Source organism: Paraburkholderia sp. RL17-383-BIF-A, from assembly GCF_046028015.1.
Lineage (GTDB): Bacteria > Pseudomonadota > Gammaproteobacteria > Burkholderiales > Burkholderiaceae > Paraburkholderia.
This window is the reverse complement of the sequence record NZ_JARESR010000022.1, coordinates 15,481-35,671: the sequence shown is the minus strand read 5'-3', so window position 1 is coordinate 35,671 and position 20,191 is coordinate 15,481. Positions and strand designations below refer to the sequence as shown.

General features: G+C 65.5%; 20 protein-coding genes. 16 read left to right on the top strand and 4 right to left on the bottom strand.

The genetic code is table 11. The features are described 5' to 3' along the window. The first annotated feature begins 462 nt into the window (after positions 1–462). From pqqA to P0D71_RS23345, 3 genes are all read left to right on the top strand, one after another. A complete protein-coding gene (gene pqqA / locus P0D71_RS23355) occupies positions 463–537 on the top strand; it encodes a pyrroloquinoline quinone precursor peptide PqqA (protein ID WP_013342881.1) in 75 nt (24 codons plus the stop codon). A gap of 101 nt (positions 538–638) precedes the next feature. Next, the gene (locus tag P0D71_RS23350) at positions 639–1,238 is read left to right on the top strand and encodes a DUF447 domain-containing protein (RefSeq protein ID WP_408482326.1); all 600 of its coding nucleotides are present in this window, start codon (positions 639–641) and stop codon (positions 1,236–1,238) included. A gap of 26 nt (positions 1,239–1,264) precedes the next feature. After that, positions 1,265–2,008: a (5-formylfuran-3-yl)methyl phosphate synthase gene (locus tag P0D71_RS23345; RefSeq protein WP_408482325.1), complete on the top strand. Its 744-nt coding sequence runs from the start codon at positions 1,265–1,267 to the stop codon at positions 2,006–2,008. 100 nt (positions 2,009–2,108) lie between these two features. On the opposite strand, the gene P0D71_RS23340 is transcribed toward P0D71_RS23345, so the two are convergent. The 3 genes from P0D71_RS23340 to P0D71_RS23330 all read right to left on the bottom strand — a co-directional run bounded on the left by P0D71_RS23340 (position 2,109) and on the right by P0D71_RS23330 (position 5,067). Then, entirely contained in the window at positions 2,109–2,699 is a 591-nt protein-coding gene (locus P0D71_RS23340; RefSeq protein ID WP_091803572.1) for an amino acid kinase family protein, read from the bottom strand. A gap of 152 nt (positions 2,700–2,851) precedes the next feature. Further along, complete coding sequence (locus tag P0D71_RS23335; RefSeq protein WP_408482323.1) at positions 2,852–3,991, bottom strand: hydantoinase/oxoprolinase family protein; 1,140 nt, start codon at positions 3,989–3,991, stop codon at positions 2,852–2,854. Next, entirely contained in the window at positions 3,988–5,067 is a 1,080-nt protein-coding gene (locus P0D71_RS23330; protein ID WP_408482321.1) for an ATP-grasp domain-containing protein, read from the bottom strand. The genes P0D71_RS23335 and P0D71_RS23330 overlap by 4 nt, the downstream gene beginning before the upstream one ends. Before the next feature lie 14 nt (positions 5,068–5,081). Here P0D71_RS23330 and P0D71_RS23325 point away from each other — a divergent pair, with 14 nt between their 5' ends. From P0D71_RS23325 to P0D71_RS23270, 12 genes are all read left to right on the top strand, one after another. Then, positions 5,082–5,840 carry a HisA/HisF-related TIM barrel protein gene (locus P0D71_RS23325; RefSeq protein WP_408482319.1) on the top strand — a complete coding sequence of 253 codons (759 nt, stop codon included), beginning with the start codon at positions 5,082–5,084 and terminating at the stop codon, positions 5,838–5,840. A gap of 286 nt (positions 5,841–6,126) precedes the next feature. Further along, the gene (locus tag P0D71_RS23320) at positions 6,127–7,503 is read left to right on the top strand and encodes a molybdopterin-binding domain-containing protein (RefSeq protein WP_408482403.1); all 1,377 of its coding nucleotides are present in this window, start codon (positions 6,127–6,129) and stop codon (positions 7,501–7,503) included. Then, entirely contained in the window at positions 7,500–9,200 is a 1,701-nt protein-coding gene (locus tag P0D71_RS23315; protein ID WP_408184199.1) for a formylmethanofuran dehydrogenase subunit A, read from the top strand. Before P0D71_RS23320 ends, P0D71_RS23315 begins: the two co-directional genes overlap by 4 nt. A gap of 21 nt (positions 9,201–9,221) precedes the next feature. Then, the gene (gene fhcD, locus P0D71_RS23310; RefSeq protein ID WP_091803591.1) at positions 9,222–10,181 is read left to right on the top strand and encodes a formylmethanofuran--tetrahydromethanopterin N-formyltransferase; all 960 of its coding nucleotides are present in this window, start codon (positions 9,222–9,224) and stop codon (positions 10,179–10,181) included. Continuing rightward, complete coding sequence (locus tag P0D71_RS23305; protein ID WP_408482317.1) at positions 10,178–11,023, top strand: formylmethanofuran dehydrogenase subunit C; 846 nt, start codon at positions 10,178–10,180, stop codon at positions 11,021–11,023. Before fhcD ends, P0D71_RS23305 begins: the two co-directional genes overlap by 4 nt. 77 nt (positions 11,024–11,100) lie before the next feature. Then, positions 11,101–11,667, top strand: coding sequence for a cytochrome b (locus tag P0D71_RS23300; RefSeq protein WP_408482316.1), 567 nt, complete (start codon positions 11,101–11,103; stop codon positions 11,665–11,667). After that, positions 11,664–12,677, top strand: a complete 1,014-nt coding sequence (locus tag P0D71_RS23295) for an alpha/beta fold hydrolase (protein WP_408482313.1) — start codon at positions 11,664–11,666, stop codon at positions 12,675–12,677. Before P0D71_RS23300 ends, P0D71_RS23295 begins: the two co-directional genes overlap by 4 nt. Next, positions 12,674–13,594, top strand: a complete 921-nt coding sequence (gene pqqB, locus P0D71_RS23290) for a pyrroloquinoline quinone biosynthesis protein PqqB (protein ID WP_408302582.1) — start codon at positions 12,674–12,676, stop codon at positions 13,592–13,594. Before P0D71_RS23295 ends, pqqB begins: the two co-directional genes overlap by 4 nt. Positions 13,595–13,672: 78 nt before the next feature. After that, positions 13,673–14,425 (top strand): pyrroloquinoline-quinone synthase PqqC, encoded by a 753-nt coding sequence (pqqC, locus tag P0D71_RS23285; protein WP_408184194.1) that lies wholly within the window; start codon positions 13,673–13,675, stop codon positions 14,423–14,425. Continuing rightward, the gene (pqqD, locus tag P0D71_RS23280; protein WP_408302580.1) at positions 14,422–14,712 is read left to right on the top strand and encodes a pyrroloquinoline quinone biosynthesis peptide chaperone PqqD; all 291 of its coding nucleotides are present in this window, start codon (positions 14,422–14,424) and stop codon (positions 14,710–14,712) included. The genes pqqC and pqqD overlap by 4 nt, the downstream gene beginning before the upstream one ends. Positions 14,713–14,716: 4 nt before the next feature. Further along, positions 14,717–15,931, top strand: a complete 1,215-nt coding sequence (gene pqqE / locus P0D71_RS23275) for a pyrroloquinoline quinone biosynthesis protein PqqE (protein ID WP_408482311.1) — start codon at positions 14,717–14,719, stop codon at positions 15,929–15,931. A gap of 2 nt (positions 15,932–15,933) precedes the next feature. After that, a complete protein-coding gene (locus P0D71_RS23270; RefSeq protein WP_091803612.1) occupies positions 15,934–16,596 on the top strand; it encodes a response regulator in 663 nt (220 codons plus the stop codon). Here the strand turns inward: P0D71_RS23270 and P0D71_RS23265 are convergent. Further along, positions 16,566–17,576 carry a histidine kinase gene (locus P0D71_RS23265; RefSeq protein ID WP_408184191.1) on the bottom strand — a complete coding sequence of 337 codons (1,011 nt, stop codon included), beginning with the start codon at positions 17,574–17,576 and terminating at the stop codon, positions 16,566–16,568. The two genes, P0D71_RS23270 and P0D71_RS23265, sit on opposite strands and share 31 nt — an antisense overlap. Before the next feature lie 219 nt (positions 17,577–17,795). On the opposite strand from P0D71_RS23265, the gene P0D71_RS23260 reads away from it, so the two are divergent. Further along, the gene (locus P0D71_RS23260; protein ID WP_408482310.1) at positions 17,796–20,159 is read left to right on the top strand and encodes a TonB-dependent receptor; all 2,364 of its coding nucleotides are present in this window, start codon (positions 17,796–17,798) and stop codon (positions 20,157–20,159) included. Positions 20,160–20,191 lie beyond the last annotated feature (32 nt).

Here is a 20,191-nt window from a genome sequence, read left to right as displayed (position 1 = left end):
GAGTGTGAACAGGCGCGCTGCCAGAAGAACGAAGCGCTTGTGTGCACTGTAGGCATGAACGCAGTCATTGAGAATTCACGATTTTATTTGGCAGACTTAACCGATCCGTTATCCATCACGGAAACGCGAAGCGAATTTTCAACACCCGCGCTCGGAACGGTGGACAATGGTTCATATGGGAACTGCAAGCATGGCGTGACAGGAGGACAGCAAGCGTCTGCCCGTCATGGAACACTTTGCTGCATTCCCGGAACAGTGCGCGGCGTCACAGTTTCGTGCCGCCCGCCCGGTCGCCGCGCCGGTGCAATTCGGCAAACGCTGTATTGCGGCGCGTCAGTGCGCGGTCCACGCCGCGTGGTCGAAAACCCGGCATGGAGCTTGCGTGGTAATGAACGCCAATGCAGTTCGGCATCACGCCGGACCGACGGCGCAACGCTGTATCACTACATGGAGGAAGCACATATGCAATGGACGACTCCGAGCTACACCGATATGCGTTTTGGTTTCGAAATCACGATGTATATCGCTACGCGTTAAGCCCGCAAGGGCCGCGAGACGCGGCCCTTCTGCGGATTGGTGGGTTAATCCCTAGCTAGACGGCCGGCCTTTCGGCGCTGCCAGGACACGCGTTCCCAGCCATGATCCACGAAACGATCGTCACCACGGCAGCGTGCGATGGCCGTCCTCATATCGCGCCGATGGGAGCCCGTTATGAGGGCGACTTCGTCATCCTCTCCCCTTTTCGTCCTTCGGTGACGCTCGACAATATCGTCGCATCGCGCGCCGCGGTATTGAACTTCACCACGGACGTGCGCATCTTCGCCGGCTGCGTCACGCATTGCGCCACCGATTGGCCGACACTCGCGGCAAGCCGCGTGGCCAGCGTCAGGCTCGCCGAGTCGCTCGCGCATACGGAACTCGAACTCGACGAACTCCGCGACGACAACGAGCGCCCGGTGCTGCGCATGAAATGCGTGCACCGCGAAAACCATGCGCCGTTCGGCGGCTTTAACCGCGCCCAGGCCGCGGTGGTGGAAGGCGCGATTCTCGTCAGCCGGCTTTTCATGCTGCCCGCCGACAAGGTGGACCGCGAAATGGCCTACCTGCAGATCGCCATCGACAAAACCGCTGGCGAGGTCGAACTCACCGCCTGGAGCTGGCTCACGGCCGCGATCGCGCGGCACCGCGACAATCTCGCAGCTTCCGGCGGTTCGGCCGCCGAACTGGTATCCCACTAGCCTTTCCCGTGTTTCGGAGAATCTCGATGACCGCATTGCTCGCGAGCGTCCGCTCGGACGACGAGGCGTTCGACGCCGCCCAGGCCGGCGCCGACCTGATCGACCTGAAGGAGCCGAACGCGGGTGCGCTCGGCGGTGTGTCGATTAGCGACATCACGCGGATCGCGCGCCGGCTGCGCGCCCATTACCCGGTCAAGCCGATCAGCGCGACGATTGGCGACGTGCCGTCGGCCGCACTGGACGAGATCGCCACACGCGTCATCGAAGTCAGCGGCGCGGGCGTCGATTATGTGAAAGTGGGCGTGACGCCCGGACCGGGCGCGCGGCGCTGCCTCGATCAACTGGCCAGCCTGCCGGCGGCGGTCGTGCCCGTGCTGCTGTGCGACGGCGGCATGGACGGCGAGCTGGTCGCTTACGCGGCCACGCTCGGCTTCGTGGGCGTGATGTTCGACACGTCCGGCAAAGACGGCAGCACGCTGTTCGACCACGTGGATAGCGACACGCTCGCGCAGTGGCTGCGGATCACACGCGAGCGCGGCGCCATGAGCGGCATTGCCGGTTCGCTCGGCTGGGCGCAGTACGACCAGATTCGTGCGCTCGCGCCGGATGTGGCGGGTTTTCGCACGGCGCTCTGTGTCGATGGACGGCGCTCGCGGCTCGATCCGCAACGCGTCGCGCAATGGGCCGCCGCGCTGCATCGTCCTGCGGGCGAGGTGAGCGGCGCCGTTGCCGCAGCGGATGCGAGCGCCGCGGGCGTGGCCCATTTCTAAGGCGCGCTTGCCGCTTGCGCATGTCGTTGCATGTCGTTGCAAGTCGTCGCATTTCGTCGCATGTCGCCGCACGGACGGCGACACGCAACGCGGCGAAACGCTAGCTCACCGGCGTATTCAGCAGCCGGTCGCGCATCAACGCGACATTGTCCTTGTTGAGCAGTTCGACCACGTAGTTGGCTTCGTTCACATAGTCGACGAAACACCGGTCGACCACGCCGCTCGCGGCCAGCGTCTCGAGCCGCTCGCCCTCGGAGATCGGGCATGACTTCACCACGATCAGCCGCTCGGCGTTGAGCATCGTCGAGAGCCATGCGGCGAGGCTGTCCGAGGTGGTGTCCCAATTGCTCATCGCGTCCGGCGTGTCGCGCATCAGCGCGGTCGGCACCCATACGGCGACATGGCCGTCGCGCAGCGCTCGGCGGATCTTCGCCTCGCTCGAAGCGAGCACGAGTTCAGGCAACACCCCTTGCATGAGAATCGCGTATTGCGTCATGGCGAGCAGACACATGTTATGGGCGGCGAGATCGTCGAAGCGCCACTCGCTCTGGTATTGCCGCACCTTGTCCGCGAAATCGCCGCCACCGGGCACGATGACGACGCGCCCGCCCCCCACTTCACAGAGCTCGGTGAGCCAGTGGCGCAGCGTCGGCTCGTGACTCAGGCTGCCCCCGATCTTGACCACCCACATGACCGTTGTCCTCGCTTCCGATTGACTGCATTTGCCTGCTGTTTGCTCAACTGCGTGACACGTCTGCCTGTTGCGCCGCGTCTGGCAGCGGCTTTTCCGCCTCGCGCGGCAAACCTGCGCCACGCCGAGTCGTTCGCCTCAAGTCGTTCGCCTCACGCCGCCCGCGGCGCCGCGCTGCGGTTTTCGTCGATGGCTTCGCTGTGGTGCAACGCCGCCAGCAATGCCACCGCCACACTCGGCGCGCACGTCGCGGCCCAGTCCAGGCGGCTCGCCGGCACCGCCGCCAGCGCGCCGAAATCGATGTAGCCACGCGCCTCTTCGCGCGCCAGCGCCGCCGCGAGAAAACGTCCGCAGCCGGCGCCCACCAGCGGCGCGGCGGCGAGTTCAGGGTGCGCCGCCGTCACGCGCGCCAGATTCACGCCGATTTCGCGCATCTGCAACTCGCGCCAGCGGAGCGCGAACCTGCGCCATTCGGCCGGGTCCGCTTCATGGGCATCCCGGCCGATCATCCGCGCGAGCCGTGTGCGGCTTGCGCTCTGCGTCTTCGGTCCCTGGTCGGCGCTCGGGTAAAGGTCGTACTGCGGCGCCAGTTCACCCGTGAGCCGGTAGACGTCCGCCGTGGTCGCAAACCATTCGTTCATCACGTTGACGGCCGCCCCGGCGAATTCGATGCGCTGCGCGATACCGCACAACGGCGTCCGCACCACGCCCTGGTACACGAGTTCGCCCGTGGCGAGCCGCCCGGCATCGGTCGCGGCACGCGCGACGACACAGCCGCCCGCGAGCGGAATGATGTCGGTGGTGGTGCTGCCGATGTCGACGAGCAGCGCGTCGGATACGCGTGCCGCCACCCAGCGCGCGGTCGCGAGCCAGTTCGCCGAGGCGACGCTGCGCCAGCCGGCCGCGCAGGTCTGCGGCGTAAGCCAGCCTGCGTCGCCGGCGTAGAAGCGCAGCCGCGGCCCGAGCCGCTGCGCCAGCGCGGCGGCGATCGCCCGCACGCCTTGCGCGCGGTCCTCGAACAGGTCGACCATCTCGCCGGTCATTGTCACCGCGTGTTGCGCGGCCGCTGTCTGCGCGGCGGGCCAGCGTTCGAAGACGAGGTCGATGGTTCGCTCGAGATGGTCGAGCCCCTGCCACAGCGGACACGCCCATTGCGCGATGTCGAGCACGGCGCCGTGGCCATCGGTCAGCGAAACCTTGACGTGCGCGCCGCCGACATCCCAGCCGAATATGGGCGCGCGTTGTTCCGTCGCGGGGGTTGCATGCTTAACCGTGACATGCGCGGCGCTCATGGCTGGGCTCCGCAGGCACACGGCGCGCCATGGTTGCGCGCCGCCGGACCGGATCGTTCGATGCGCACCCCGTGCGCGGCGAGCAGCGTGCGTGCGAGATTGCCGCCCAGCGCCTCGGAAAGGCCGGCATACGCGACGGTCAGCCGCGGATTGACCTCGATCACAACCGGCCCGCGCTGCGGATGCCACACCACGTCGATGCCGACAAAGCCGCGCAAGCCCGGCATCGCCTTCGCGACGCGTTGCGCGAGCACGTCGAGCATGCGGCCCTGGTCGCCGGCCGGATCGATCTGGTTGACCGTCACGCCGTCGAATTCGACGATGCGCGGTTGCTGCCCCGCGTCGCCTGCGCTCAAGCTGATTTGCTGACGGTTGATGCTCACGAGTTCCACGCCCTCGGCGCGGCAGACGAGCGAAAGGCTGAGCGGTTCGCCTTCGACCCATGACTGCAGTACGGGTTTGCGTGCGGCGGCCGCGCGGGCTTCGTATTCGGCGCAGGCGTCGACGAAATTGTCGAACACGAAGGTATCGAGACCGCCCGCGCCGTCGTCGGGTTTCACGACCCAACGCTCGCCGCGCCGCTCATCGGCCTGTGCCGGTTCGGCCTGTCCGGGTTCGATCTGTCCGGGTTCGATCGCAGGCGTGGTGGCGATGCCATGCGCCGCGAGGCACGCCGCCGTCGCGCTCTTGCTCGACGCCACGCGGATCGCTTCTTTCGCGCAGCCGAGCCAGCGCGCCGCGCCCACCGCATCGTACAGACGCAGCAGCAGCCCATCGCATTCCGGCGCGATGATCCACGCGTAATCGTGTTCACGCGCCACCCGTGCGACGAAAGCCGTCATCGACTCCCCTTGCGCGGCCCTACAATGAGCGAGCGCCGGGTCGACGGTTTCGAAGCGCGAACTCGCGAAGCTTACTCGCACACCGTCGAGTTCGCGCAAGTCGTTCACGAGCGCGTCGCGCATCACCCGGCCTTCGACGATCAGCGCGCTCAGGTCGGCAAGACTCGCCGCGCCGGCATGCGCCGGGTCGATACCGCCGCCGGTGAGATACTCGAAGACAAAGATCTTGGTCAAAGGAACGCGCCCCTATGCAGGTGATACCGGTTCTCGATCTGCTCGACGGACACGTGGTGCGCGCGGTGCGCGGCGAACGCACGGCCTATCGGCCGATCCGCTCGTCGCTCGCCACCACCAGCGAGCCGCTTCACATCGCCCGTGCGCTGCTTGCCGCAAGCGGCGCACGAACGCTCTATATCGCCGACCTCGGCGCGATCCTTCAGCAAGGCGCTCATGTCGAGACGCTCGCTGCATTGCGTGCCGCCCTGCCCGGCACTGACATCTGGCTCGACGCGGGCTATGCCGACTACTCGTCGATGCATACGCTGTTCGAACGCATCGAAGCCACCGGCAAGCGCAACAGCCACCGCGACAACGCACCTCCTGCGCACGATCTTGCGACTCTCGTACCTGTCTTCGGCACCGAGTCGCTCCACGACCTCGACGCGCTCTGCGCCGCCGACGCTGCCGGACTCTCGCCGATCCTTTCGCTCGACCATCGCGCCGGCCAACTGCTCACCGCTACCGCATTCGAACGCACCGCCATATGGTGGCCTCGAAGAGTGATCGCGATGACACTCGATCAGGTGGGCAGCTACGACGGCCCCGATCTCGCCACCGTCGAACGCATTCGTGCCGCTGCACCCGCGCAAACCGCCGTGATCGGAGCAGGCGGCATTCGTGATCGCGACGATATGGCGGCAGCAGCCCGCACTGGCGCTTCTGCGTGGCTCGTGGCGTCCGCGCTGCATGATCGCCGAATCGGCATGCCACTCACCGAGTCCACCTAAGCGAGCCATACAAATTCCATGCCAATCGGCGGAGAGGGTGTGCATGTAAACGAACGGCAAGCTGTTGTGGCAGTTCGTGACACTCTGCTCCAGGTTGACACACAACCTGTGCGGCGCAGCCGGCAGGCGCGTCGCCGAATCAGCGCCACGACTGCGCAGTGCAGCGAAAACCGCGACCGTATCGATTGCTTTAAGCGCATGGCCACATAAGCCACGCGCGACGCGTCGCACACCCGCGCCACCGGCTTGTATTCAGATCGGCATGGAGCTTGCTAAAAATGCGGCCATGCACCTCTCGCCCAATGATCCATCGTCCCCGAACCCGTCGGCCGCGGCCAACGTGCCCGCCTCGACGGTGACGCGCGATTGGACCTGCCCGTTCTGCCCACTGCTGTGCGACGACCTCGTCGTCGAGTCGCGCGAAGACGCCACGCTCGCCGTGCCGGATACCGAATGCCCGCGGCTCGCGCAAGCGCTTGCGTGTTTCGGCAATGCGGACGCAGCATGCCGCAACAGCGTCGACGGACACGACGCGGATCTCGATACCGCAGTGGCGAGCGCGGCGCGGATCCTGTCGTCGGCACGCCGCCCGTTGTTCGGTGCGCTGACCACGGACGTTGCGGGCACCCGCGCGCTGTACACGCTCGCCGCCGGCTGCGGCGCGATCCTCGACCATCTGCACGGCGATGCAATGAGCGCGGCCACGCTGTCATTGCAGGATCGCGGCTCGTTTTTCACGACGCTTTCCGAAGTGCGTTCGCGTGCGGATCTGCTGGTGTTTTTCGGCTGTCAGCCGTCGCAGCGTTATCCGCGATTTTTCGCGCGTACGCTGGAAGGCACGCCGCAGCAACGCGAGCTGGTGTTCGTCGGTTGCACGCCCGACCCGGCTGCGAGCGGCCTGGCGAATACGCGCATCGAAGCGCTCCTGCCGCACGCCGATCCTTTCGACACGCTCGCGCTCTGGTCCGCGCTAGCCGAAGGCCGTGAAGCCGGCACGTTGCAAGACGACGGCACGGGTGCGGCACAAGCACTGGCCACGCTGCAGGCGCGCATCGCCGCCGCGCACTACACCGTGCTCGTCTACGAGCCTGCCGCACTGCCCGGCCCGCACGCCGCATTGCTGATCGAAGCCTTGAACCGGATCGTCAAAGCGGCAAACCGCACGGTACGCGCCGGCTGTCTCGCGCTGGGCGGCGACGACGGCGCATTGTCCGTCAACCAGACCGTGACCTGGCTCTCGGGTCTGCCGCTCCGCACGCGTGTCTCGACGCCCGCACGCATCGCCGGCGCGGCGCCGCTCGACTACGATCCGTATCGCTATCGCACGGCCAGACTGCTCGCCGAGGGCGAAATTGATGCCCTGCTGTGGGTCGCCAGCTTCGCACCGCCGGCATGGCCGCAAGCGCTCGACGAGAGCGTGCCGGCGATCGTGCTCGGCCATCCCGCGTTAGCCGACGCCGCCAAAGCGCGCGGCGGCGCCACGGTCTTCATTCCGGTCGCGACGCCTGGCATCGATAGCGGCGGCCATCTGTTTCGTGTCGACGGTTCGGTCGTCATGCCGCTCTCTCCTGCGCGAGGCGCGGCGCTGCCCTCGGTGGCGGCGATCGTCTCGCAACTGGCCGCGCGACTCGTCGCCGAGCCCGCCGCACAGGTGCAGTCATGAGTCTCGTCCGGCTCAAAGGCGGCACGATCTACGACCCGGCGAACGGCGTCGACGGCGAGCGCCGCGATCTGACGTTCCGCGACGGCCGCGTTGTCGACCTGCCCGCCACCACGCCGGCCGATCATGAATACGATGCCACCGGCATGATCGTGATGGCAGGCGGTATCGACATGCACTCGCATATCGGCGGCGGCAAGACCAATCTTTCGCGCCTGCTGCTACCCGAGGATCATCGCGACGATCCTGTGCGGGACGCCGCCTACGAAGCGGTACAGGACGCGAACGGCCGCTACCTGCGGCTACCGTCGTGCGGCGTGTGCACGCCCGGCACGCTCGCGACCGGCTACCGCTACGCCGAGATGGGCTACACGGCCGCGTTCGAACCGGCCATGATGCCGTCCAACGCACGCCACACGCACCTCGAAATGGGCGATACGCCGATCATCGACCACGGCGCGTATGTGATGCTCGGCAACGACGAACTGTTCCTGCAGATGCTCGCTGCACGCAATGACTTCGAGCGTCTGCGCGACTACATCGGCTGGACGATTCACTCGAGCAAGGCGCTCGGCGTGAAGGTCGTCAATCCGGGCGGCATCTCCGCATTCAAATTCAACCAGCGCTCGCTCAACGTCGACGAGCCGCACGTGCACTACGGCATCACGCCGCGCGATGTGCTGCACACTTTGTCGCGCGCGTTGACCGAACTGCGCGTGCCGCATCCGCTGCATGTGCACGCGAGCAATCTCGGCGTGCCCGGCAATATCGACTCGACGATCGCCACCATGGATGCCGCCGACGGGCTGCCGATCCATCTCACGCATATCCAGTTTCATAGCTATGGCACCGAGGGTCCGCAAAAATTTTCGTCGGGCGCGCGGCAGATCGCGGAAGCGGTGAACGCGCGGCCGAACGTGTCGATCGACGTCGGCCAGATCATCTTCGGACAGACCGTCACGGCCTCCGGTGACACCATGATGCAGTTCCGCAACACGCCGCTCGCGCGGCCGCACAAATGGGTGGTCGGCGATATCGAATGCGACGCGGGCTGTGGCGTGGTGCCGTTCCGCTATCGCGAGCAGAGCTATGTGAATGCATTGCAGTGGATCATCGGGCTTGAAATCTTTTTGCTGGTCGACGACCCGTGGCGTGTCGCGATGACGACCGATCATCCGAACGGCGGCCCGTTTACGAGCTATCCGCATCTGATCCGTCTGCTGATGGACAAATCGTTTCGCGACGAGCAGCTCGCGAAGCTCAATGCCGACGCGCAAGTGGCGAGCGCGTTGCCGCAGTTGCAACGCGAGTTCTCGCTGTACGAGATCGCCATCATCACGCGCGCCGGACCGGCTCGCCTGCTCGGACTGCGCGACCGGGGCCATCTGGGCGTGGGCGCCGCGGCGGATATTGCCGTCTATCGCGATGTCGCGGACCGCGAGCGGATGTTTACGTCGCCCGCTTATGTGTTCAAGGACGGCGAACTGGTCGCGCGCGACGGCACGCTCGTCGCCACGCCCACGGGCGGCATCCATTTCGTCTCGCCCGAATTCGATCGCGGCATTGAGAAGACGCTGCGCGCCTACAGCGACGCTAATCTCGCGAGCAACTTCGCGCATGCGGCCATCAGCGACGACGAGATCTGCAATTGCTGCCGCGGCGGCAGATTGCTGCCGGTCGAATGTCTCGCGAACGGCTGAGCACAAAGTGAAGCGCACACAATGAGCGAACCGGCGACCCTGCAGATCAACGGCACCACGATCGACGCCACCTTCGCGGAAGCTTTTCCGATGAAGGCGACCCGGCTCGTCATCACCGCCCATACGCCGGCGTGGGCGATGCATGCCGCCAACTCGCTGACGGGGTTCGCGACCTCGGTGATCGGCTGCGGCTGCGAGGCCGGCGTCGAGCGCATGCTGCCGCCCGCGGAAACGCCCGATGGCCGGCCGGGTGTGACGGTGCTGCTGTTCGCGGTGTCGTCGAAGGAATTGGCCAAACAGATCGGGCGGCGCGTCGGACAATGCGTGCTCACGTGTCCGACCACCGCCGTGTATGGCGGCATCGATCCTGACACGAGCGGCGCGCCGCTATCCGATCGGGCGTCGCTCGGCAGCGGGCTGCGTTTTTTCGGCGATGGCTGGCAAATCTCGAAGATGCTCGGCGACACGCGTTACTGGCGCGTGCCGGTCATGGACGGCGAGTTCGTCTGCGAAGACACCGCGCTGACCGTCAAGGCCGTGGGCGGCGGCAACCTGATCCTGCTCGCGCGCGATATCGACGCCGCGCTCGCCGCCTCGGAAGCGGCGGTCGCCGCCATGCGCAAGCTGCGGAATGTGATCATGCCGTTCCCGGGCGGCGTGGTGCGCTCGGGTTCGAAGGTCGGCTCCAGATACAAAGGCGCGAGCGCCTCCACCAACGACGCGTTCTGTCCCACCCTCACGGGTCTCTCGCCGCGCAGCGAACTGAGCGCGGAAGTCGGCTGCGTGCTCGAAATCGTGATCGACGGACTCACGGATGCGGATGTCGGCGCCGCGATGAGCGCGGGGATCGCCGCGGCCACCGGACTCGGGCAGGCGGCGGGCCTGCTGCGGATTTCGGCGGGCAACTACGGCGGCAAGCTGGGGCCTTACCACTTTCATCTCCACAGCCTTGCCGCAGGCCTCGACGGGAGCCGCGCATGAGTCAACACACCACGCTGCGCGTGAAAACGGCCCCAGGTTTCCGCGTCGACGCTTCCGCGCTGCAGCCGGCGTCGCTCGCGGCGATGAGCGTGGCGCAGATCGAGTGCCTCGCCCTGCCCGCGGGCAATGACAGGTGTATCGTGGGCGATATATTCGACGTGTCGCGCCATGAGCCCACCACCGAACCCGCAGCGCCTCACGCTGGCGCCATGCTGGTGATCGAGAACGCGGCACCCTGGCTTGATCGTATCGGTGCGCGGATGGCGGACGGGCATATCGTCGTTCACGGTTCGACAGGCGACTTTAGCGGTTTCCAGATGGCGGGCGGCACGTTGCAGATTCACGGCGACGCCGGCCATTTCACCGCATGTGAAATGCGCGGCGGCCGCCTCACCGTGACCGGCCATAGCGGCGATTTTGCCGCCGGCGCACTCGCCGGCGACATGGAAGGCATGATAGGCGGCACGCTGACGATTCATGGCAACGCGGGCGCACGGCTTGCTGATCGCATGCGCCGCGGCCTCGTGCTGGTCGGCGGCAATGCGGGCGATTTTGCCGCGTCGCGGCTCGTGGCCGGCACCATTGGTATCGCCGGGCAACTGGGCGCGCATTATGCGTATGGTATGAGACGCGGCACGCTCGTGCTTGCCCAGCGGCCCACGCGCTTGCCGCCGACGTTTACCGGCGGCGGTCGCGGTTTCGACGTGTTCTGGGCGCTCCTCGTGCGCAGTCTCGCCGATGAAATCGCGCCCTTCTCGCAGTGGCGCACGGCGAGCTTGCCGGCGCGCCATACGGGTGATCTCGCAGTCGACGGACGCGGCGAAATACTGGTCGTGAGCTAGCCGCCGAACCGGTCGGCCCGCAAAGCGGCCAGGCAAACGGTGTTCGGCAGAAACACCGGATAACGAAGGAGACAGGCATGACGATGGCGCATTCTCCCCACCTATCTTCGGGTGCTCACGCTCCCGCACCGCGCTATGCCGGCGCGATGATCGCGTTGCACTGGCTGATTGCCGTCGGCATTATCGGCCTGCTCGCGCTTGGACTGTATATGGTCGGACTGCCGAAGGGGCTGCCTCTCAAGGCGACGCTGCTCAACCTTCACAAGTCGGTCGGACTGACGGTTTTCCTGCTGGTGCTTCTGCGCATCATGGCGCGTGCGGCCTTCAAAGGGCCGCCCTTGCCGCCGATGCGACCGTGGCAACGCGCCGCCGCGCGCACTACGCAGGGCCTTTTATATGTAGCCATGGTCGCGATGCCGGTGTGCGGCTATCTCGGTTCGTCGTTCAACCGTTATGGCACGCGCTTCTGGGGCATTGCGCTGCCAAAGTGGGGCTGGGATGACGCGAGCTTGCGCGAACTTTTCTTCGGGCTTCACCAGGCGATCGGCTATGCGCTGATCGTATTGATCGTGCTGCATGTGGCGGGTGCGCTCAAGCATCAGTTGATCGATCGCGACAATCTGCTTGCGAGGATGTTGCCATGACGCGGCGCGCTTCACGGCAGGCGTCGCCACCTGCACCGCTGAAGGTCGACACGCTGCGCACGCGCGACGGGCATCGTGTGTCGTTCACGGTGGCGGGTGCAGCTGACGGCGTGCCGGTCGTCGTATTGCACGGTGGTCCAGGCAGCGGCAGCCAGCCAGGCGCGCTGCGGCTTTTCGATCTGACGCGCTTCAGGGTCGTGATGATCGATCAGCGCGGCACCGGCGCCTCGACGCCGCACGGCAGCGTGCGCCATAACCGCACGGATCGGCTGATCGAAGACATTGAAGCGATCCGCGTTCGCCTGGGCGTGCAGCGTTGGGGCGTGCTCGGCGGCTCGTGGGGCGCCGCGCTCGCGCTCGCTTACGCCGGCCGGCATCCGCACTCGGTGACGGGCGTGGTGATGCGTGGACTGTTTCTCACTTCGCTGCGCGAGGTCCGCGGGCTCTTCGTCACGGCGCGCAAACACGCGCCACGGGCATGGGCGCAGCTCTGTACGGCCGCGCATTGCGACCGGCCCGCCGCGTTGCTGGCCCGCTGCCATGAGCGCTTGCAACGGGATGGCGATGCAAAGGAAGCGACCCAGCATGCGCTCGCGCTCGCATGGCGCGGCTATGAAAATGCCGTGCTCGCCAGCGCCGACTCGCGCCGCTCACACTCGCCCGCAAGAACTTCGCGTCGAGACGTACGCAAGCTGGTCGGCAAATACCGCATTCAGGCCCACTACCTGATGCATCGCTGCTGGCTCGGCGAAACCCGTCTGCTCGCGCTGGCGCGCCACGCTGCCGCGGCCGGCGTGCCGCTCGCCGCGGTGCATGGCTCGCGCGATCCAGTCTGCCCGCCGGGCAATCTGCGACGCCTCGCGCGCGCCGTTCCCGCGGCCCACGTCGAATGCGTGCGCGCGGGCCATCTGGCAAGCGACCCGAGGCTGCACGAACGTGTTGCCCACGCACTCGCAACGATGTTCCTTCCAACCGCTCACGAGGGGCGCGTTCTGCGCCGCGCGGCATGAAAATCAAGGTACTCGGCTCGTCGGCGGGCGGCGGTTTCCCGCAATGGAATTGCAATTGCCACAATTGCGACGGCGTGCGGCGCGGCACGCTGAAGGCGACGCGCCGCACGCAATCGTCGATCGCAGTCAGTGCGAATGGCGAGGACTGGCTGCTCGTCAACGCGTCGCCCGATCTGCTCGCGCAGATCGCCGCCAATCCGGAATTGCAGCCGGCCCGCCGCGTGCGCGATAGCGGCATTGCCGCAGTGCTCGTCATCGACGCGCAGATCGACCACGTCACCGGCCTGCTGATGCTGCGCGAGCGCGACACGCCACTGCCGCTCTACGCAACCGATGCCGTTTGGCAGGACCTGTGCAGCGGTTTTCCGGTCGCGCCGATCCTCTCGCACTATTGCGGCGTCGAACATCGCCGTATCGCACTCGACGGCGCGCCGCTCGCCGTGGACGCACTCAACGGCGTACAGATCGACGCGCTGCCGCTGTCGAGCAAGGCGCCGCCCTATTCGCCGCATCGCAACGCACCCGAGCGCGGCGACAATATCGGGCTCGTCATCACGAACCGGCAGACCGGCAAGCGCGTGTTCTACGCGCCCGGACTCGGCGCGATCGAAGCGCACGTGCTCGCCGCGATGCGTGAGGCTGACCTGCTGCTAGTCGACGGTACGGTGTGGACCGGCGACGAAATGATCCGCCTGGGTCTCTCGAAGAAGACTGCTGCCGATATGGGCCATCTGCAACAATCCGGGCCGGGCGGCATGATCGAGGTACTGGATTCGCTCGACGCGCACAATGTCCGCAAGGTGCTGATTCACATCAACAACACCAATCCGATTCTCGTCGAGGATGGGCCAGAACGGCGCACGCTGACCGAACACGGCATCGAGGTAGCGTACGACGGAATGACGTTCGAAATATGACGTTAAGCATGACTGCAGAAGTCAGGTTATGAAGCGTCAATTCAAAAGCATAGCCATGAAGCAGAAAACGGAGACGGCATGAACGCGAAAGACACTTTGGGCACGGCGCCGCCGCACGACACGCAGACGAACGGACGGGGCGACAGTCCCGCCTGGACCCGCGAAGAATTCGAAGCACAGTTGCGGGCGAAAGGCACCGCTTACCATATCCATCATCCGTTCAATGTGAAGATGAATAGCGGTGGCTGCTCCCGCGAACAGATACGCGGCTGGGTCGCAAACCGCTTCTATTATCAGATCAATATTCCGCTCAAAGATGCGGCCGTGTTGTCGAATTGCCCCGATCGCGAGACACGCCGCCGCTGGGTGCTGCGCATTCTCGACCACGACGGCTATGGCGATCAGGAAGGCGGCATCGAAACATGGGCGCGCCTGGGCGACGCGGTCGGCCTCTCGCGCGACGACCTGTGGTCGCTGAAACAGGTGACGCCCGGCGTGCGCTTCGCCGTTGACGCTTATGTCAATTTCGCGCGCCGCGCGCCGTGGCAGGAATCGGTCTGCTCGTCGCTCACGGAAATGTTCGCGCCGCAGGTTCATCGCGACCGGCTCGCGACCTGGCCGGAACACTATCCGTGGATCGAGTCGTCAGGCCTCGCGTATTTCCGCTCGCGCATCTCGCTCGCGCAACGCGACGTAGAGCACGGGCTCGCGGTCACGCTCGATCATTTCACACGGCGCGAACAACAGGAACGCGCGCTGGAGATCCTGCAATTCAAGCTCGATATCCTGTGGACCATGCTGGATTCGATCGAAAAGGCCTTTCCGCAATGAACGACCTGCCACGCGCCGGCGGCGCCATGCAAACCGCCGATCGTCCGACCATCAACAAGCTCTTTCGTCTGCAATGGGAGCCCGCGCAGAACGCGCACGTTCTGCTCTACCCGGAAGGGATGGTGAAGCTCAATCAGAGCGCGGCGGAAATCCTCAAACGTTGCGACGGCACGCGCGATATGAACGCTCTGATCGCCGACCTGGAGCAGGCGTTCAACACGACCGGGCTGGGTCCGGACGTGCGGGCGTTCGTTGCCGACGCGCAGTTGCGCGGCTGGCTGGAGTAGCGCGATGACCGATCTCTCACAACCTGCTGCCGCGGCGCAACCTCAAGCGACGTCGGACGGTGTGGCGCCGCCGCTCTGGCTGCTCGCGGAACTGACTTACCGCTGCCCGCTGCACTGCGCGTTCTGCTACAACCCGGTCGACTATACGGATCACAGCCGCGAGTTGAGCACCGAACAATGGATCGGCGTGCTGCGCGAGGCACGCGCGCTCGGCGCCGCGCAACTGGGGTTTTCAGGCGGCGAGCCGCTGGTGCGGGATGATCTCGAAGTGCTGGTCGCCGAGGCGCGCAAGCTCGGCTTTTATACGAATCTGATCACCTCCGGCGTCGGTCTCACCGATAAGCGGCTCGGCGACCTGAAAGCGGCCGGCCTCGACCACATCCAGTTATCGTTCCAGGATTCGACGCAGGAACTGAACGACTTTCTGAGCAGCACCCGCACCTTCGATCTGAAACAGCGCGTCGCCGCATCGATCAAACAGCACGGCTTTCCGATGGTGCTCAACTGCGTGCTGCATCGCTATAACCTGCCGCACGTCGACAAGATCATCGAGATGGCGCTCGCGATGGGCGCCGAATACCTGGAGCTCGCCAACACGCAGTACTACGGCTGGGCGCATCAGAACGAAGCGCAGTTGATGCCGACTCAGGAACAGCTCGACGAAGCCGAAGCGGTAGTCGAACGCTACCGCCGCACGCAGGGCGAGCGCTGCAAGATTTTCTTCGTCGTGCCGGACTATTTCGAACGACGCCCGAAGCGCTGCATGAACGGCTGGGGCGCGGTGTTTCTCGGCGTCGCGCCGGACGGCGCGGCGCTGCCCTGCCACGCCGCACGCAGTCTGCCCGGACTCGTGCTGCCGAATGTCAAAGACACGCCGCTGCGCGAAATCTGGTACGAGAGCGACGCGTTCAACCGCTTTCGCGGCCTCGCCTGGATGAAAGAGCCGTGCCGCAGTTGCGACGAAAAGGAACGCGACCTCGGCGGCTGTCGTTGCCAGGCGTATCTACTCACCGGCGATGCGGCCAATGCCGACCCCGTCTGCGACAAGTCGCCGTCGCATGACACGGTCTTGAAGGTGGTGAACGTGGCGCGGCGCGCGGCCGCCGCAGTTGAACCGCGCGAGCAGCCGATCCTGTTTCGCAACGACGCCAATTCGCGCAAGCTGGCGTCCGTTGCGGCATGCGGGAAGACCGGCGAACACGGCGGCACAGGAGGCTGACCATGACAGCGGGAGACATTTCCGTCTTGCTCGTCGACGATCACGCGGTGGTGCGCGAGGGCTACCGGCGTCTGCTCGAACAGAATGCCGACGTGCATGTGTGCGGCGAGGCCGCCGACGCCAGTCAGGCCTATCAGCGTTTCTGCGCGCTGCGCCCGGACGTGGTGGTGATGGACGTGTCGTTGCCGGGCGCCAGCGGCATCGAAGCGATGCGCCGTATGCTCGCGCGCGAGCCGGACGCTCGCGTGCTGATCTTCAGCGTGCATGAGGACGCGATTTTCGTGCGCCGCGCGCTCGATGCGGGCGCTCTCGGCTACGTGACCAAGGCCAGCGCCCCCGACGTGCTGGTGGAGGCGGTGCGCACCATCGCCCGGCGCGCCGGTTATCTGAGCCCGGATATCTCGCAGGCGCTCGCGCTGCGCAACGCGTTCAGCGAAGGTCCGCCAGGACGACAGTTGTCGGCGCGTGAGTTCGAAGTGCTGCGACTGCTCGTGCAAGGTTATACGCTGCCGAGCATTGCCGAGAAGCTGGGGTTGAGCCAGAAGACCGTGGCCAATCATCAGTCCGTGATCCGGCAGAAATTCGGCGCCGACAACGGCGTGCAGCTCGCCCAGATGGCAAGCCGCCTCGGGCTTCAGTTCACCGGTTCGGCAAGCCCTGCGTGAGCGGGCACCCGCGCGCAGAACAGGAAACCGCCTTCCGGCTTGCTCGCCACGTGAAACTCGCCGCCTAGCGCCTCGACCCGCTCGCGCATGCCGATCAGGCCGAGCCCGCCGCGCGGCTTGTCGAGGTCGACGCCGGGGCCGTCGTCGGCCATGGTGACGACGATTTCATCGATGAGCCCGGCGTCATGCCCTTCGTGCGACTCGCGCGGGGCACGCACCATGAACACTTCCACGCGTGCAGTGCGGGCAAACTTCGACACATTGGTCAGCCCTTCCTGCACGAGCCGGTAAAGCGTGATGGTCAGCGCATCGCTCAGACCGGCAAAGTCCCCTTCGATCGTCAGCGAGAACGACGCGTCCGGCAGACGCTCACGCCAGCCGTCGACGCAATGCTCCAGCGCGCTCGGCAAACCAAACTCGTCCAGGCCGATCGGCCGCAGTCGCCGGATCATGCCGCCAATCTGCCGATAGACGTGGGTCGCGCTCTGCATGAGGCCGAGCGCGACGCGATGTATCTCCGGCTCGCGTGTGCTGGACAAATCGCGGATGCGCGCGGCGTCGAGCGAGATTGCGTTGAGGTACTGGCCTAGCTCATCGTGCAGCTCGCGCGCCAGATGGCGGCGCTCCAGTTCCTCTGCTTGCAGCGCCTGATTGGCGAGACGCCGGTTGTCGGCGAGCAGGCGCTCAGCCTGCTCTTCCAGTGCGCAGCGCCGGCTCAGTTCGCGGCGCGCGTCGCGGTAACGGCGCCATGCAAACCACGCGAGGCCGATAGAGAGCACGCACAGCGTACCCGGCAATTCGTCGAGCTGGAAGCGCTCGAGGCCCCGCGTCCAGCGGTAAGCGTGCTCGCTGAAATCGAACCTCGCGCTCAGCACGGCGGCGAGCACCGACAGCGCAAACACCCACGCAAGGTCGCGCCACACCGCCGAATGCGGTGGTACGGAGCGCACTGAAGAAGGGTTCGAGGGGTCGCTTGCCATCACGTTTGCATTCGTCACGTTTGCATTCTACTCAGGCCGATTACACACAGCGGTATGTTGCAGCGCGTTTGGGAACGCTTCCCCGCGATATCGGGAAAAGCTCCCGGGTTTCGCGCGCCGGCGTATGCGAAGCTTTGCACACACAGAAAGAAAGCGCTACGCACGCCGCAACGCGGTGGCGCTCATGAAGATAGCGTCGATCCGGCCGGAGACAGAACGATGAACACGCCATCCAGCGCGCACCGCGCATCTCGCTTACCGGACTTGCCACGTTTGCGCCGGCGGGCCGGCCTCACGCTCTGCTTCGGCGGCGCCCTCGCGAGTTTGTCCGTTTCGGCGTGGGCCCAGACGGAAGCGGCCACGCCCTCAGCGGCGTCGGCCGCCGCGCCGGCCGGCGCGAATCCGGAGGCTGATACGGTGAAGCTCGCGCCGATCGTCATCGTCGGCACCACGCCGCTTCTCGGTATCGGCACGCCGCTCTCGCAAGTGCCCGCCAATGTGCAGACCGTTCACGCACCGGATCTCGAACAACAGCACCGCAGCACGCTCACCGATTACTTCGCGAAGAACCTGCCGAGTGTCGATATCGCCGATGCGCAGGGCAATTCTTATCAGGTCAACGTCAATTATCGCGGCTTCACCGCGTCGCCTTTGCTCGGCACGCCGCAAGGCCTTTCCGTGTTCGTCGACGGCGTGCGCGTGAACGAGCCGTTCGGCGACGTGGTCAACTGGGACCTGCTGCCGCAACAGGCGATCGATACGATCCAGCTGATTCCCGGTTCGAATCCGACCTACGGTCTCAACACGCTGGGCGGCGCTATCGCGATCACGACGAAAAACGGCAAGACGAGCCCAGGCGGCGAGGCCGAGGTGCAAGTGGGCTCCTGGGGCCGCAAGTCCGCCCAGATCGAACAGGGCGGCACCATCGGTCAGAATCTCGATTACTACGTGACCGGCAACGCGACCAACGACAACGGCTGGGCGGAGCAGAATTCCAGCCGCGTGCGGCAGGCATTCGGCAAGCTTCGCTATACCGACGCTGATACGACGCTGTCGTTCTCGGGCGGCGGCGCGGACAACGATCTGCACGGCACGCAGACCATTCCGCGCTCATTCCTCGGCAATCCAAAGCAGCCCTATACCTATCCCGACCAGAATCTGAACAGCGCCGCCTACGCGACGCTGTCGGGCGATCATTACTTCAACGATCATGTCGAGCTGAGCGGCAACGTCTATTACCGGCACTTCCGCAACGACAACGTCAGCAGCAACACCAATCCGAATTTCGGCGCGGTGGACGACGACGGCAACGTCGATACGACCCAGGCGACCAACGAAAGATCGATCGTCTCGACCGACAGCTATGGCGCGAGCCTGCAACTCACGCTGCTCGGCAAGCTCGGCGGGATGGAGAACCAGTTCGTCGCGGGTATGTCCGCGGATATCGCCAACTCCCGGTACACCCAGTCTTCCCAGAATGCGGTGTTCACCGCTTCACGCGCGACCATCGGCATCGGCGATTTCGAGCAGGAAACCGCGGCAAAAACGCATAACGGAAACTACGGCATCTATCTGCAGGATACCTTGTCGCTTACGAAGCAATGGACGCTGACGCTCGCCGGACGCTATAACTGGGCAGACGCCACGATCGGCGACTCGAGCGGCACGCAGCCTCAGCTCGACGGCCACCATACGTTTTCCCGCTTCAATCCGGCGATCGGCATCAACTGGAATCCGACTTCCGCATTCACGGCCTATGCCACCTATAACGAAGGCATGCGTTCGCCGACCGCCATCGAACTGGCCTGTGCGGACCCTTCCGCGCCCTGCTCACTGCCGAACGACTTCGTGTCGGATCCGTCGCTCCAGCCGGTGATCTCGAAGACCTTTGAAATCGGCGCCCGTGGGCGTATAGGCCAGGCGACGACCTGGAGCGCCGCCGTCTACAGCACGACACTCGACAACGATATCGAGTTCATCAGCACCAATGGCGCTACCAGCAACCAGGGCTTCTTTCAGAATGTCGGCCGCACGCGCCGTCAAGGCCTCGAACTCTCAGGACACAGCCAGCTCGGGCCGCTCGCCGTTACGGCCAGCTACAGCTACGTCGACGCGACCTACCGGTCGAGCTGGACCGAAAGCAGTCCGAGCAATTCCAGTGCGGATCAGAACGGCAACATCACCGTCAAGTCGGGTGATCATATTCCCAGTATCCCGGCGAACACCGTCAAGCTGCAACTCGACTACGCGGCCACCGCGAAGTGGAACATCGGCACGAACCTGACCTGGCGCGGCAGCGTCTATGCGCAGGGTGACGAGAACAACCAGGATGTGAACGGCAAGATCGCGGGCTACCTGCTGATCGATCTGGACACCTCGTACCAGGTGACCAAACAGCTTCAGGTCTTCGCGAGCATCACGAACCTGCTGGACAAACGCTATGCGAGCTTCGGCGCGCTCGGCGAGAACTTCTTCAACGGCCCGAACCATACGTTCGACGGCGCCAACCCGATCAACGAGCAGTTCGTCGGGCCGGGCGCGCCGCGCGGTTTCTGGGTCGGGCTGCACTACGCGTGGAAGTAACGCGTAATGCGCGTGAGCCGACCGACGCATCG

What these genes read in the sequence shown, in the direction of transcription:
- P0D71_RS23350 (WP_408482326.1), top strand. Translation starts at nt 639, where the DNA reads ATGATCCACGAAACGATCGTCACCACGGCAGCGTGCGATGGCCGTCCT.
- P0D71_RS23345 (WP_408482325.1), top strand. Translation starts at nt 1,265, where the DNA reads ATGACCGCATTGCTCGCGAGCGTCCGCTCGGACGACGAGGCGTTCGAC.
- P0D71_RS23340 (WP_091803572.1), bottom strand. Translation starts at nt 2,699, where the DNA reads ATGTGGGTGGTCAAGATCGGGGGCAGCCTGAGTCACGAGCCGACGCTG.
- P0D71_RS23335 (WP_408482323.1), bottom strand. Translation starts at nt 3,991, where the DNA reads ATGAGCGCCGCGCATGTCACGGTTAAGCATGCAACCCCCGCGACGGAA.
- P0D71_RS23325 (WP_408482319.1), top strand. Translation starts at nt 5,082, where the DNA reads ATGCAGGTGATACCGGTTCTCGATCTGCTCGACGGACACGTGGTGCGC.
- P0D71_RS23320 (WP_408482403.1), top strand. Translation starts at nt 6,127, where the DNA reads ATGCACCTCTCGCCCAATGATCCATCGTCCCCGAACCCGTCGGCCGCG.
- P0D71_RS23315 (WP_408184199.1), top strand. Translation starts at nt 7,500, where the DNA reads ATGAGTCTCGTCCGGCTCAAAGGCGGCACGATCTACGACCCGGCGAAC.
- fhcD (WP_091803591.1), top strand. Translation starts at nt 9,222, where the DNA reads ATGAGCGAACCGGCGACCCTGCAGATCAACGGCACCACGATCGACGCC.
- P0D71_RS23305 (WP_408482317.1), top strand. Translation starts at nt 10,178, where the DNA reads ATGAGTCAACACACCACGCTGCGCGTGAAAACGGCCCCAGGTTTCCGC.
- P0D71_RS23300 (WP_408482316.1), top strand. Translation starts at nt 11,101, where the DNA reads ATGACGATGGCGCATTCTCCCCACCTATCTTCGGGTGCTCACGCTCCC.
- P0D71_RS23295 (WP_408482313.1), top strand. Translation starts at nt 11,664, where the DNA reads ATGACGCGGCGCGCTTCACGGCAGGCGTCGCCACCTGCACCGCTGAAG.
- pqqB (WP_408302582.1), top strand. Translation starts at nt 12,674, where the DNA reads ATGAAAATCAAGGTACTCGGCTCGTCGGCGGGCGGCGGTTTCCCGCAA.
- pqqC (WP_408184194.1), top strand. Translation starts at nt 13,673, where the DNA reads ATGAACGCGAAAGACACTTTGGGCACGGCGCCGCCGCACGACACGCAG.
- pqqD (WP_408302580.1), top strand. Translation starts at nt 14,422, where the DNA reads ATGAACGACCTGCCACGCGCCGGCGGCGCCATGCAAACCGCCGATCGT.
- pqqE (WP_408482311.1), top strand. Translation starts at nt 14,717, where the DNA reads ATGACCGATCTCTCACAACCTGCTGCCGCGGCGCAACCTCAAGCGACG.
- P0D71_RS23270 (WP_091803612.1), top strand. Translation starts at nt 15,934, where the DNA reads ATGACAGCGGGAGACATTTCCGTCTTGCTCGTCGACGATCACGCGGTG.
- P0D71_RS23265 (WP_408184191.1), bottom strand. Translation starts at nt 17,576, where the DNA reads ATGGCAAGCGACCCCTCGAACCCTTCTTCAGTGCGCTCCGTACCACCG.
- P0D71_RS23260 (WP_408482310.1), top strand. Translation starts at nt 17,796, where the DNA reads ATGAACACGCCATCCAGCGCGCACCGCGCATCTCGCTTACCGGACTTG.